We start from the raw sequence: 12180 nt of genomic DNA, 5'->3' as shown, positions 1-12180 counted from the left end.
CAAGTCATTACCTCAAAAACGGGTAATTATCCCAAAGTCCTTTGTATAAGGTACTAACAGAAGTTTTCCAGAATTACGGAAAAAGTCCGGAAAAGCAAATGAAAAGACCGCCGGCACAATAGAAAAGGTCCGTCCCCGACGGGGGACGGACCTTTTCAGAGAGGCTCACGAAGGGATCGGCCGCGACGCTACTTGTAGCTTACGATGAGCACCCTGGACGATTCCCAGAAGCGGCCCGGATCGGTAATGAGAAGCTTCTCGACGCTCTTGTCGGCCGCCGTGACCAGTTCATACGAATCCTCGGGGTGGGACGAGACGACCGTCACGCGTTTCTGGCCGATGGGGATCTCGGTGAGCAGCCGCGAATCGGCCACCGTGAAGCTGTCGAGGTTCGACATGTCGCCGACGGTCAGTGTCCGGCCGATGAAGCCCTCCTTGTTGATGATCTGGGCATCGCGCAGCTCCTTCTCCGAGCCGACGATGTAGTAGACGGTGTTGAGCTGGTTCTGGAGTTCGACCTTTTCGCCGCTGAGGCTCTCGACACGCGCATCGCGCTGGGCAACCTCTTCGGTGAGCGTCTGCACCTCGATACCCATCCGGGCGATATTTTCGCGCAGCTGCTCGATTTCGGAACTCTTCTGGGCGAGCTGGCCGTTCAGATCGGCGATCATCTTTTCGAGGGCGTCGATGCGCAGATTGGCCTTGCGCAGCTGGGCGGCCGTACGCTGCAGCGAAGCGATCTTGGCCTTGTTCTCCTGCAGCAGGCGGTCGATGGCCGCGATATCGTTGTTGATCTCCTCGACGGGGCGGCGGGCGCCGTCGGAGGGTTCGGAGACGGTGATCAGATTTTCACGCGACTTGATCAGGGCGAGGTTTTCCGAAATGGCGTTGATATCGGAAAAGACGACATTGATGAGCGAATCCTTCTGGCCGACCACCACGGAGAGCGAGTCGCGCTGGTTTTCGGCCTGAAGAGTGACCTGCCGGCTGACGCAGGAGGTCGAGGCTGCCGCAACGAGGAGCGCAGCCACGACCATCATTTTGAATCCGTTTTTCATGACACACAATAAATTAAGACTTGCAATCAATCCTGTTTGCCTTCGGCCGCAAATATAGGAATAAAACAACAACGTTGTAGCGAAAAAAACAACACCCCCGACCCGAAAAAAGCGGTGATTTACACAAAAAAAGACGGGCCGCATCTGCGATGCAGCCCGTAAGCGGTAAATGCCGACAGCGACGATTTACTTGGCGTTTTTCTTATCGTAGCGTTTTGCGTAGCGGCTCATAAACTTATCGACGCGACCGGCGGTGTCAACCAACTTCATCTTGCCCGTATAGAACGGGTGGGAGGTGTTGGAAATTTCCATCTTATACACGGGATAGGTTTCGCCGTTCACTTCGATGGTCTCTTTTGTCGAAACGGCGGACCGGCACAAAAACACGTGGTCGTTGGACATGTCCTTGAACGCCACTAAACGATAATTTTCCGGATGGATACCCTTTTTCATTTCGTTGTTTTTGTTAATAATTAGTGCTTAAGCGGGACAAAGGTACGAATTAATTTGCAAGAAACAAGCGCCGGGACAAATTTTTTCGCATCGGCAGCCAGCTGCGGGGTTGCGGAATCCGGATTGTTTTTCTATCTTTGTCGTCGCAAAGCGCGGAAGATCCTCTGCGGAGGTATCCAAAACGCCCCGGGGCCCATAGCTCAGTCGGTCAGAGCAGCGGACTCATAATCCGAAGGTCGTGGGATCATGCCCCTCTGGGCCCACCTGCCGGGCGAATTGCCCGATACCGGACAATTCGCCGGAAACGAAAAAGGACTGTCTCGCGAGACAGTCCTTTTTTCATGCTTCAACCGGCCGAACGGGCAAACGACCAACAGGCAAGAAGAGGCGCCGTTTCCGACGGGAACTCAACAGCCGTTCAAGCCTACCCCGCCCTCCGGATCCGGATCGAACGGCCGGGCGCCTCCTTTTCCACACGACACCCGGCGGCAAATCTTCACACGGCCGGCGGACAAGCACGCTCCCGTCACACGGAATGGATCACCCCTTTTTGGAGGCGTCGTCGCGGCGGATCTCCGTCCGACGGATCTTGCCGCTGATGGTCTTGGGCAGCGCCTCGACGAACTCGATCACGCGCGGATACTTGTAGGGGGCCGTGACGCGCTTGACATGGTCCTGCAGCTCCTTGACCAGCGCGGCACCGGCCCGTTCGCGCCATTCGGCCGCCAGGACGATCGTCGCCTTGACCACCTGCCCGCGGATCTCGTCCGGAACGCCCGTGATGGCACACTCGACGACAGCCGGGTGGGTCATCAGCGCACTCTCGACCTCGAAGGGGCCGATGCGGTAGCCCGAACTCTTGATCACGTCGTCGGCCCGTCCGACAAACCAGTAGTAACCGTCCTCGTCGCGCCAGGCCACGTCGCCCGTGTAGTAGACGCCGTCGTGCCACGCTTCGCGCGTGCGCTCCTCGCTGCGGTAGTACTCCTTGAAGAGGCCGAGGGGCTTTCCGCCGTCGGTGCGGATGATGATCTGCCCCTGCTCACCGTCCTCGGCCGAACGGCCGTCCGGCGTCAGCAGGTCGATCCTATACTGCGGATTGGGGACGCCCATGCTGCCGGGTTTGGGCTCCATCCAAGGGAAGGTGCCCAGCGTCAGCGTCGTCTCAGTCTGGCCGAAACCCTCCATCAGCCGGATGCCGGTCTGGGCAAGGAACGTGTCGTAGACCGAACCGTTGAGCGCCTCGCCCGCCGTGGTGCAGTACTCCAACGACGAGAGGTCGAAACGCGACAGATCCTCGCGGATCAGGAAGCGGTAGATCGTCGGAGGGGCGCACAACGAGGTGATCCGGTACTGTTCGATCTTGTGCAGAATGTCGGCCGGCGTGAACTTTTCGTGGTCATAGACGAAGAGCGTGGCGCCGGCGAACCACTGCCCGTAGAGTTTTCCCCAGGCGGCCTTGGCCCATCCCGTGTCGGCGATCGTCAGGTGGAGGCTTCCCTCGTGGAGGTTGTGCCAGTAGCGGGCCGTGACGATGTGTCCCAGCGGATAGGTGAAGTCGTGCGCCACCATCTTCGGCTCGCCGGTGGTTCCCGAGGTGAAGTACATGAGCATGATGTCGTCGTTGTCGTTCGGGTGTTCGGGGCGCACGAAGGGGGCGGCCTCTTCGATGCCGCGATGGAAATCGAGGAAACCCTCGGGCACCTCGGGACCGACGCTCACCAGGGCCCGCACCGTGGGACTCTCGGGCATGGCGGCGGCGATGTGGTCGGTGATGACCCGCTCGCCGGCCGCGACGATGGCCCGGATCGAGGCCGTGTTGCAACGATAGACGACATCCTTTTTCGTCAGCAGGTGGGTGGCCGGGATCACCACGGCGCCCAGCTTGTGGAGGGCCAGCACCGAGAGCCAGAACTCATAGCGGCGCTTGAGAATCAGCATCACGGGGTCGCCCCTGCCGATGCCGAGGCTCCGGAACCAGGAGGCCGTACGGTCGCTTTCGCGCTTGAGGTCGGCGAAGGTGAAGCGGGCCACATGATCCTTGTCGTCGGTCCAGAGCATGGCCAGCTGATCGGGAGCTTCGGCGGCATAGCGATCGACGACGTCATAGGCAAAATTGAAATGCTCGGGCACCCGGATATGCAGGTGCTCGCGAAACTCCTCCTGCGAGGAGAAGTCGGTCCGAGACAGATAACGATCTACCAGATTCATACCTCTTATAATATAATAGCCAGAAAACGGACCGTCCTGCCGTCGAGCGCCTTCATGCCGTGGGGCAGCGAGGAGTCGAAATAGAGACTGTCTCCGGGATTGAGTTCGATTTGCCGGCCGTCGAGCTCGATGAGCAGGCGGCCTTCGAGTACGTAGTTCATCTCCTGTCCGGAGTGGGTGTTCAGGTGCATCGGGGCATCGGCCGGAGCCGGTTCGACGGTCACGATGAAGGGGTCGATCCGCCGGTCGCGGAATCCGGCGGCCAGCGCCTCATAGCGGTAGGCCTTGCGGCGTTCGACCGCCACGCCACGCCCGGCGCGGGTGATGAAATAGGAGTTCATGCGGGGCTCCTCGCCGAACATCAGCACGTCGAGCGGGATGCCGTAGCGGCGGGAGATGGTCTGCAGCAGGTTGACCGAGATGTCGGAATGCCCGCTTTCGAGGGCCCGATACTCGTCGAGGGAGATGCGGCAGCTGTCGGCCACCTCCTGCTCCGACAATTCGAGAACTTCGCGCAGCCCGCGCAGACGGGTTGCGATCGACAGAATGGGGTCGTCACACATGGCGTTTCGTTTTTAGGATGAGAGCGCCGCCCTAACCTTGCGGCGATTTCCCGTAAAGATATGAAAAATTTTTCAAAACTTCCCCACTCCTCCGCAAAACTTCCAGAGAAAGAGACACTTTTCGGCCGTCAGACGGCAAGGGACACAGCATTCCCAGCCGCCGTGCGCGGCACAAAACGGATGAAAAATTTGGATTTTCGGATCGGAATCACTATATTTGTCCTCAACGATCCGAAACAGCATGCTGCAGTTTATCCATATCCATCATCATCACCGCCACGAAATCCCGGGGGCAGGCGATCATGTATGGAACAACCGCAGAACGACAGACCGATAAACGGTCCGAAAGAGAGATAACGAACCATACCGATACATGAAGCTCACCCCTTGCGGGTGGGCTTTTTTCGTATCAGGCCACACGGAGGGGGGGGGAAAGAAAAAAAACAGGACAATCAAAACCACACGAAACATGTTGCGAATAGCCATCCAGGCCAAGGGCCGACTCAACGAACAGAGCACCAGCCTGCTTGCCGAAGCGGGCATCCAGGTTGCCGAAAGCAAGCGCAAACTCATCTCGCGGGCCGAAGGATTCCCGCTCGAAGTGCTCTATCTGCGCGACGACGACATCCCGCAGGCCGTGGCGATGGGCGTCGCCGATCTGGGGATCGTAGGGCTGAACGAAGTGGCCGAAAAGGGCTTCCGCGTCGAACAGCTCATGGATCTCGGATTCGGCGGGTGCCGCCTCTCGCTGGCCGTCCCGAAGGGGACCGACTACCCGGGTCCGGAGTACTTCCGGGGCCGGCGCATCGCTACCTCCTATCCGAACATCCTCATGCGCTACTTCGCCGAACGGGACATCGAAGCCGAGATTCACCGCATCGAGGGTTCGGTCGAGATCGCCCCGGCGGTGGGGATGTCCGACGCCATCTTCGACATCGTCTCCTCGGGCGGTACGCTCATCTCAAACGGACTGACCGAGGTCGAGAAGGTCTTCTTCTCGGAGGCGGTGCTGATCGCCTGCCCGAATCTCGGACCCGACAAGCGGCGCGAAACCGAGCAGCTGACCTTCCGTTTCAACTCGATCCTCGAGAGCCGCGGCATGAAGTACGTGCTGATGAATCTGCCCGAAGAGCGGCTCGAGGAGGCGATCCGCATCCTGCCGGGGATGCGCAGCCCGACGGTGCTGCCGCTGGCCCAGGAGGGGTGGTGCTCGATCCACGCCGTGCTGGCACAGGAGCAGCTCTGGGAGCGCATCGAACAGTTGAAGAAGATCGGCGCCGAAGGCATTCTTGTGCTGGCGCTCGAAAACATGATCCGTTGAAAACGTTGCAAGCCATGAACGACATGAATACGACCGAAAACAGCGCGATGCTGACCATCTACGACAATCCGCCCCGCAGCGCGTGGGGCACACTGACCGAACGCTGCACGCGCCGCGAGGAGGAGATCACCCGACAGGTGGAGGAGATCCTCGAAGAGGTGCGCACGGGAGGCGACCGGGCCCTGTGCGACATCACGGAACGCATCGAGGGGCGGCGGCCCGAAGCGTTCGAGATTCCGGCCGAGACGGTGGAGGCGGCCGCCGGAGAGCTCTCCGACGCGATGAAACAGGCCCTCGACACGGCCCGTGCGAATATCGAGGCCTTCCACCGGGCGCAGTTGCCCGCCGAGGTGCGCGTCGAGACAATGCCGGGCGTAACCTGCCTGCAGCGCGCCGTGGCCATCGACCGCGTGGGGCTCTACATTCCCGGCGGGCGGGCACCGCTCTTCTCGACGGTGCTGATGCTGGCCTTGCCGGCCCGGGTGGCGGGCTGCCGCGAGGTGATCCTCTGCACCCCGGCCCGTGCGGACGGGAGCGTCGCCCCGGAGATCCGCTACGCGGCGCGGCTCTGCGGCGTGACACACCTCTTTGCCGTCGGCGGAGCCCAAGCCATTGCCGCCATGGCCTACGGCACGGAGAGCATTCCGCGTGTGGAGAAGATCTTCGGTCCGGGAAACCGCTACGTGACGAAGGCCAAACAGCTGGTCGGCGCCCGTGACGTGGCGATCGACCTCCCGGCCGGCCCTTCGGAGGTGCTGGTGCTGGCCGACGACAGCGCCTCGCCGGAGTTTGCCGCCGCCGACCTGCTCTCGCAGGCCGAACACGGCGGCGACAGCCAGGCGGTGCTGGTCTGCGCCTCGACGGAGTTCGCCCGGGCCACGCAGCGGGCCGTTGCGGAGCAGCTGACCCGGCGGCGCCGTGCCGCAATCATCCGCGAGGCGCTGCAACAGAGCCGGATCATCGTCCTCACGGACCGCGAAGAGCGCATCGCCTTCTCGAACGCCTACGCCCCGGAGCACCTGATCCTCACGATGGAGTCGCCGTGGGAGGCGGCCGCCGGGATCACCTCGGCCGGAAGCGTCTTCATCGGCCACTGGTCGACCGAGAGCGCCGGCGACTACGCCTCGGGGACGAACCACACCCTCCCGACCGGAGGCTGGGCCCGTTCGTGCAACGGCGTGAATGTCGACTCCTACCTGCGGAAGATCACCTTCCAGGAGCTGACGCGCGAGGGGCTCCGGCGCCTGGCCCCGACCATCGAGGCGATGGCCATGGCCGAGGGACTTGACGCCCATGCCGACGCCGTCCGCATCCGGCTCGAATCAGCCGAAGCTCCGAACGATACGCTTAACCCGCAAAATCCGAAGCGATCATGAGACCCCTTGACGAGCTGGTCCGGCCGAATATCCGGATCCTGCAATCCTACTCCACGGCCCGCGACGAGTACGCCGGCGGGAAGATCTCCACGTGGCTCGACGCCAACGAAAGTCCCTACGACAACGGGGTGAACCGCTACCCGGATCCCCACCAGCGGGAGTTGAAACGCCGGATTGCCGTCCTGAAGGGGGTTCGCGAGGGGCAGATCTTCCTGGGCAACGGCAGCGACGAGGCGATCGACCTCGCCTACCGGATCTTCTGCACGCCGGGGCGCGACAACGCCGTCTCGATCGCGCCGACCTACGGCATGTACCGCGTAGCTGCCGACACGAACGACGTCGAGATGCGCGAGGTGGCGCTCGGCGACGACTTCGCGCTGCCGACCGACGCGCTGCTCGCAGCGGCCGACGAGCGCACGAAGCTGCTGTGGATCTGCTCGCCGAACAACCCCACGGGCAACGCCTTTCCGGCCCGCGAAATTGAACGGCTGCTGCGCGAGTTCCCGGGGATGGTCCTCCTGGACGAAGCCTACATCGACTTCGCCTCGAAGCCGGGATTTCTCAGCCGGCTCGACGAGTTTCCGAATCTCATCATCCTGCAGACCCTCTCCAAAGCGTGGGGCATGGCCGGGCTGCGTCTCGGACTGGCCTTTGCGGCGGAGCCCGTGGCGGAGCTCTTCGCCCGGGTGAAGTACCCCTACAACATCAACGGTCCGACGCAGCGCGAGGTCCTCGAACGCCTCACGCAGCCGATCACGGCGCAGATCGCCGAGCTTCGCCGCGAGCGGCTCCGCACGGCGCGGGCGCTGGCCGGCTGCCGGGCCATCGAACGGGTCTACCCCTCGGAGGCCAACTTCCTGCTGGTGCGCACCGCAGCGCCCGACCGCCTCTACGAGGCGTTGATCCGCGCCGGGGTGATCGTCCGCAACCGCTCGCGCGTGGCGGGCTGCGCGGGGTGCCTGCGCATCACCGTCGGCCGTCCCGAGGAAAACGACCTGCTGATCCGAACCATCCAAAATTTCCAACCATGAAAAAAGCCCTCTTCATCGACCGCGACGGCACGATCCTCGCGGAACCCGCCGACGAGCAGATCGACAGCCTCGAAAAGATGCGCTTCGTACCGGGCGCCATCTCGGGGCTGAAGGCCCTCTCGGGGCTCGGCTTCGAGCTGGTGCTGGCCACCAACCAGGACGGTCTGGGCACCGACTCCTTCCCCGAGGCGGACTTTTGGCCCGCCCACGAGAAGATGCTCGCGACGCTTGGCGGCGAAGGGGTCGTCTTCGACGACCAGCTCATCGACCGCACCTTCGAGCGCGACAACGCCCCGACGCGCAAACCCCGCACCGGGATGTTCGCCCGATACCTGGACGGGTCGTACGACCTCGCATCGAGCTACGTGATCGGCGACCGCGTGACGGACCTTCTGCTGGCCCGCAACCTCGGGGCCCGCGGCGTCCTGCTGCGGCCCGCGGCCGAGGGGCGGCGGATGGTGGAGGAGGCCGGCGTGGCGGAGAGCTGCGCGCTGGTGAGCGACTCGTGGGCCGAGGTAGCGGAGTTCATCCGCCGCGGGGAGCGGCAGGTCGACCTGCGGCGCCAGACACGCGAGACGCAGATCCGCGTGCGGCTGGACCTCGACGGCCGCGGCGACTTCAACGACCGCATTTCGACGGGCCTCCACTTCCTGGACCACATGCTCTCGCAGATTGCCCACCACGGCGGCGTCTCGCTCTCGGTCAAGGCCCACGGCGACCTGGAGGTCGACGAGCACCATACCGTGGAGGATGTCGCCATCACCCTGGGCGAGGCCATCGACCGCGCGCTGGGTTCGAAGGCCGGCATCGCCCGCTACGGATTCGCCCTGCCGATGGACGACTGCCGGGCGCTGGTGCTGCTCGACTTCGGCGGGCGTATCGACTTCGAGTGGGAGGCCGAATTCCGCCGCGAACGGGTGGGCGACGTCCCGACCGAGCTGTTCCGCCACTTCTTCCACTCGCTGTGCTGCGCCGCGCGGTGCAACCTCCACATCGCGGCCCGCGGCGAGAACGAACACCACAAGGCCGAAGCCATCTTCAAGGCCTTCGCCCGGGCACTGCGCATGGCCGTGCGGCGCGAAGGTTTCGGATACGACATACCCAGCAGCAAAGGAGTCCTATGATAGCCGTCGTCGATTACGATACGGGCAACCTGCGATCGGTTGCCGATGCCCTGCGGCGGGCCGGTGCGGAGTTCACACTCACGGCCGATGCCGCTCAGCTGCGCTGCGCCGAGCGGGTGATCCTCCCGGGCGTGGGCGAAGCCTCGAGCGCCATGGCAAAACTCCGCGAACGGGAGCTGGACGAGGTGCTGCCGACGCTGACGTGCCCCGTGCTGGGCATTTGCATCGGCATGCAGTTGCTGTGCCTCTCGAGCGAGGAGGGGCGGGCGGAGTGTCTGGGGATCTTCCCCACACGGGTGCGGCGCCTCCCCACCACCGCCGTAGAGGAAATCCTCCACGAAGCGGCGGCCAGCCCGACCCTCCCGGATACGGCCCTGCCGGCCGCCACACCGACTGGCCGCCACACCGACCGGCCTCTTCCCGAAACATCCGATGCCGACTCCCGGATGAAGGTCCCCCACGTGGGCTGGGATACGATCGAAGGGTTGCGCTCGCCGCTCTTCGAGGGGATTCCCGAACAGAGCTACGTCTACTACGTCCACTCCTATGCGGCGGACCTCTGTCCGGCTACAATCGCCACGACCGACTACGCACGACGCTTCAGCGCGGCACTCCGGCGCGACAACTTCTACGGCACGCAGTTCCACCCCGAAAAGAGCGGCACAACGGGGGCCCGGATCCTGCAGAACTTCCTGAATCTGAAGTAAGGCGCTGCCGCCCGACTCCGAACCGGCAACCGTCCACCGATACGACCGGACATATCCACCACAAACCACGAAAAACCATGAACATCACCCTCATACCGGCCATGGACCTCATCGAGGGCCAGTGCGTACGCCTCACGCAGGGCGACTACGCCAGCCGGAAAGTCTACAGCAAGGATCCGCTCGAGACGGCGCTCCGCTTCGAAGGGGCGGGCATCGGCCGCCTCCACGTGGTCGACCTCGACGGTGCGAAGGCCTCCGAACCGCGCAACCTCCGCACGCTGGAGCGCATTGCCTCGCGCACGGAGCTCGACATCGAGTACGGCGGCGGCATCAAGAGCCGCGAGGCGCTGCACGACGTCTTCAACGCCGGCGCCCGGCGGGCCATCTGCGGCAGCGTGGCCGTGCGGCAACCGGAGTGGTTCGCCGCATGGCTCGGAGAGTTCGGCCCCGGGCGGATGATCCTCGGCGCCGACCTGCGCGACGGCAAGGTGGCCCTGCTGGGATGGCTCGAAGAGTCGACGGCAACGGCCGACGAACTGATCAAACGCTTCCTGCCGCAGGGCCTCGCGCAGGTCATCTGCACCGACATCTCGCGCGACGGCATGCTCTGCGGCCCCGGTGCGGAGCTCTACACCCGGCTGCAGGAGCAGTTCCCGACGGTCGAGGTCACGGTCAGCGGCGGCATCTCGTCGATGGACGACATCCGCCGCCTCGACACTTTGGGACTGCGGAGCGTCATCATCGGCAAGGCGCTCTACGAAGGACGTATCACCCTGGAGGAAATAGAACGATGCTTGCAAAACGAATAATACCCTGTCTGGACATCCGCGACGGGCAGACCGTCAAGGGGATTCACTTCGAGGATCTGCGCCGCGTCGGCGACCCCGTGGAACTCGGGGCCAAGTACGCCGCCGAAGGGGCCGACGAACTGGTCTACCTCGACATCAGCGCCTCGCAGGAGGGGCGCCGCACCTTCACCGATCTGGTTTCGCACATCGCCGCCCGCATCGACATCCCCTTCACCGTCGGCGGCGGCATCGCCTCGGTCGACGACGCCGGACGGCTGCTCGATGCCGGGGCCGACAAGGTGACGGTCAACAGCGCCGCCGTCGGAAACCCCGCGCTGATCGACTCGATCGCCTCGAAATACGGTTCGCAGTTCGTCGTCGTGGCGATCGACGCCCGGCAGATCGACGGCCGCTGGCGGGTGACGACCCACGGCGGACGACATCTGACCGAGCGCGAACTCTTCACGTGGGCCCGCGAGGCTGTCGATCGCGGCGCCGGTGAGATCCTCTTCACCTCGATGGACCACGACGGCACGAAGAACGGCTACCCGTGCGAGGCCTTCGCCCGGCTGGCCGAACTGCCCGTGCCGGTCATCGCCTCGGGCGGAGCCGGCACCGTCGGCCACATCGCCGAGGTGCTCACCCGCGGCGGAGCCGACGCCGCACTGGCCGCCAGCATCTTCCACTACGGAGAGATTCCGATTCCGCGCCTGAAGCGGGAGCTCCGTGAGCGCGGCATCCCCGTCCGCCTCTGAAGCCGCTCCCCGGGCCATCCGAACCATCCGGGCCTGCCGGACCTGTCGAGCGGACCAACCACGTCCGGTCTCCTGCCGCCCGACGCCCCGCAAAAACAAACCGACAAAAAACAAACCGACAAAAAAACAGATACCATGAAGATTTCAGGAATTTCCTTTTCGGAGCTCAACCTCGAAAAACTCCCCGGCGGGCTTGTTCCCGCCATCATCCAGGACGACCGCACGCTGCAGGTGCTCATGCTGGGTTACATGAACCGCGAGGCCTACGAGAAGACCCTCGCCGAGGGCCGCGTCACCTTCTACAGCCGCACGCGGCAGTGCCTCTGGACCAAGGGCGAGACCAGCGGCAACTGGCTCGAAGCGGTCTCGGTGGCCGCCGACTGCGACGCCGACACGCTGCTCGTGCGGGTCATCCCCCACGGCCCCACCTGCCACACCGGTTCACGCACCTGCTTCGGCAAGGCCACACCCGACGAAGAGGGCTTCATCCGCTACCTGCAGAGCGTCATCCAGGGACGCCACCGCGAGATGCCCGAAGGCTCCTATACCTCGCGTCTCTTCACGCGCGGCGTGAACAAGATCGCCCAGAAGGTCGGCGAAGAGGCCGTCGAGACGGTGATCGAAGCCGTGGCCGGCAACCGCGACGCCCTGGTCTACGAGGCTTCGGACCTGGTCTACCACCTGCTCGTGCTGCTCGAGGCCACCGGTCTGTCGATTGCCGATCTCGAGCGCGAACTGGCCCGGCGTCACGCCTGAATCCCCTCCGTCGGAGCGCAAAATTCCGTCCCCGCAC

At 63.8% G+C, this 12180-nt stretch carries 12 protein-coding genes and 1 tRNA gene; 9 read left to right on the top strand and 4 right to left on the bottom strand.

All coding sequences use genetic code 11. The annotated features are described in order from the left end of the window. Positions 1-188 precede the first annotated feature (188 nt). Positions 189-1058 carry a Cbp1 family collagen-binding glycoprotein adhesin gene (locus PUQ42_RS03445; protein ID WP_122120325.1) on the bottom strand — a complete coding sequence of 290 codons (870 nt, stop codon included), beginning with the start codon at positions 1056-1058 and terminating at the stop codon, positions 189-191. A gap of 186 nt (positions 1059-1244) precedes the next feature. Then, entirely contained in the window at positions 1245-1511 is a 267-nt protein-coding gene (locus PUQ42_RS03440; protein ID WP_019149403.1) for a type B 50S ribosomal protein L31, read from the bottom strand. A 189-nt stretch (positions 1512-1700) separates the two neighbouring features. On the opposite strand from PUQ42_RS03440, the gene PUQ42_RS03435 reads away from it, so the two are divergent. Next, a tRNA-Ile gene (locus tag PUQ42_RS03435) sits at positions 1701-1774 on the top strand. 277 nt (positions 1775-2051) lie between these two features. On the opposite strand, the gene PUQ42_RS03430 is transcribed toward PUQ42_RS03435, so the two are convergent. Continuing rightward, entirely contained in the window at positions 2052-3722 is a 1671-nt protein-coding gene (locus PUQ42_RS03430; protein WP_420534945.1) for an AMP-binding protein, read from the bottom strand. Positions 3723-3727: 5 nt separating this feature from the next. Next, the gene (locus tag PUQ42_RS03425; RefSeq protein WP_122120324.1) at positions 3728-4285 is read right to left on the bottom strand and encodes a helix-turn-helix domain-containing protein; all 558 of its coding nucleotides are present in this window, start codon (positions 4283-4285) and stop codon (positions 3728-3730) included. A 469-nt stretch (positions 4286-4754) separates the two neighbouring features. Between PUQ42_RS03425 and hisG the strand changes: the two genes are divergently transcribed. The 8 genes from hisG (at position 4755) to hisIE (ending at position 12143) form a co-directional block, all read left to right on the top strand. Continuing rightward, on the top strand, positions 4755-5606 hold the full coding sequence (gene hisG / locus PUQ42_RS03420; protein ID WP_087309938.1) for an ATP phosphoribosyltransferase: 852 nt from the start codon (positions 4755-4757) through the stop codon (positions 5604-5606). A 14-nt stretch (positions 5607-5620) separates the two neighbouring features. Then, the gene (hisD, locus tag PUQ42_RS03415) at positions 5621-6982 is read left to right on the top strand and encodes a histidinol dehydrogenase (protein WP_273371004.1); all 1362 of its coding nucleotides are present in this window, start codon (positions 5621-5623) and stop codon (positions 6980-6982) included. Then, complete coding sequence (hisC, locus tag PUQ42_RS03410) at positions 6979-8013, top strand: histidinol-phosphate transaminase (RefSeq protein WP_273371002.1); 1035 nt, start codon at positions 6979-6981, stop codon at positions 8011-8013. Before hisD ends, hisC begins: the two co-directional genes overlap by 4 nt. Beyond that, the gene (hisB, locus tag PUQ42_RS03405; protein WP_273371000.1) at positions 8010-9137 is read left to right on the top strand and encodes a bifunctional histidinol-phosphatase/imidazoleglycerol-phosphate dehydratase HisB; all 1128 of its coding nucleotides are present in this window, start codon (positions 8010-8012) and stop codon (positions 9135-9137) included. The genes hisC and hisB overlap by 4 nt, the downstream gene beginning before the upstream one ends. Then, positions 9134-9844: an imidazole glycerol phosphate synthase subunit HisH gene (locus PUQ42_RS03400; RefSeq protein ID WP_273370998.1), complete on the top strand. Its 711-nt coding sequence runs from the start codon at positions 9134-9136 to the stop codon at positions 9842-9844. The genes hisB and PUQ42_RS03400 overlap by 4 nt, the downstream gene beginning before the upstream one ends. A 77-nt stretch (positions 9845-9921) precedes the next feature. Further along, entirely contained in the window at positions 9922-10653 is a 732-nt protein-coding gene (hisA, locus tag PUQ42_RS03395; protein WP_087309931.1) for a 1-(5-phosphoribosyl)-5-[(5-phosphoribosylamino)methylideneamino]imidazole-4-carboxamide isomerase, read from the top strand. Beyond that, positions 10635-11387 carry an imidazole glycerol phosphate synthase subunit HisF gene (gene hisF, locus PUQ42_RS03390; RefSeq protein WP_273370995.1) on the top strand — a complete coding sequence of 251 codons (753 nt, stop codon included), beginning with the start codon at positions 10635-10637 and terminating at the stop codon, positions 11385-11387. Before hisA ends, hisF begins: the two co-directional genes overlap by 19 nt. Positions 11388-11522: 135 nt before the next feature. Further along, complete coding sequence (hisIE, locus tag PUQ42_RS03385) at positions 11523-12143, top strand: bifunctional phosphoribosyl-AMP cyclohydrolase/phosphoribosyl-ATP diphosphatase HisIE (RefSeq protein WP_273370993.1); 621 nt, start codon at positions 11523-11525, stop codon at positions 12141-12143. Positions 12144-12180: the final 37 nt, after the last annotated feature.

The sequence above is a fragment of the Alistipes megaguti genome (assembly GCF_944320325.1).
Taxonomy (GTDB): domain Bacteria; phylum Bacteroidota; class Bacteroidia; order Bacteroidales; family Rikenellaceae; genus Alistipes; species Alistipes megaguti.
This window is presented reverse-complemented; position numbering and strand designations above follow the sequence as displayed.

Coding starts and splice junctions, on each gene's coding strand:
- hisB (WP_273371000.1), top strand. CDS start 8,010: ATGAAAAAAGCCCTCTTCATCGACCGCGACGGCACGATCCTCGCGGAA.
- hisIE (WP_273370993.1), top strand. CDS start 11,523: ATGAAGATTTCAGGAATTTCCTTTTCGGAGCTCAACCTCGAAAAACTC.
- PUQ42_RS03445 (WP_122120325.1), bottom strand. CDS start 1,058: ATGAAAAACGGATTCAAAATGATGGTCGTGGCTGCGCTCCTCGTTGCG.
- hisG (WP_087309938.1), top strand. CDS start 4,755: ATGTTGCGAATAGCCATCCAGGCCAAGGGCCGACTCAACGAACAGAGC.
- hisF (WP_273370995.1), top strand. CDS start 10,635: ATGCTTGCAAAACGAATAATACCCTGTCTGGACATCCGCGACGGGCAG.
- PUQ42_RS03400 (WP_273370998.1), top strand. CDS start 9,134: ATGATAGCCGTCGTCGATTACGATACGGGCAACCTGCGATCGGTTGCC.
- hisC (WP_273371002.1), top strand. CDS start 6,979: ATGAGACCCCTTGACGAGCTGGTCCGGCCGAATATCCGGATCCTGCAA.
- PUQ42_RS03425 (WP_122120324.1), bottom strand. CDS start 4,285: ATGTGTGACGACCCCATTCTGTCGATCGCAACCCGTCTGCGCGGGCTG.
- hisA (WP_087309931.1), top strand. CDS start 9,922: ATGAACATCACCCTCATACCGGCCATGGACCTCATCGAGGGCCAGTGC.
- PUQ42_RS03440 (WP_019149403.1), bottom strand. CDS start 1,511: ATGAAAAAGGGTATCCATCCGGAAAATTATCGTTTAGTGGCGTTCAAG.
- PUQ42_RS03430 (WP_420534945.1), bottom strand. CDS start 3,722: ATGAATCTGGTAGATCGTTATCTGTCTCGGACCGACTTCTCCTCGCAG.
- hisD (WP_273371004.1), top strand. CDS start 5,621: ATGAACGACATGAATACGACCGAAAACAGCGCGATGCTGACCATCTAC.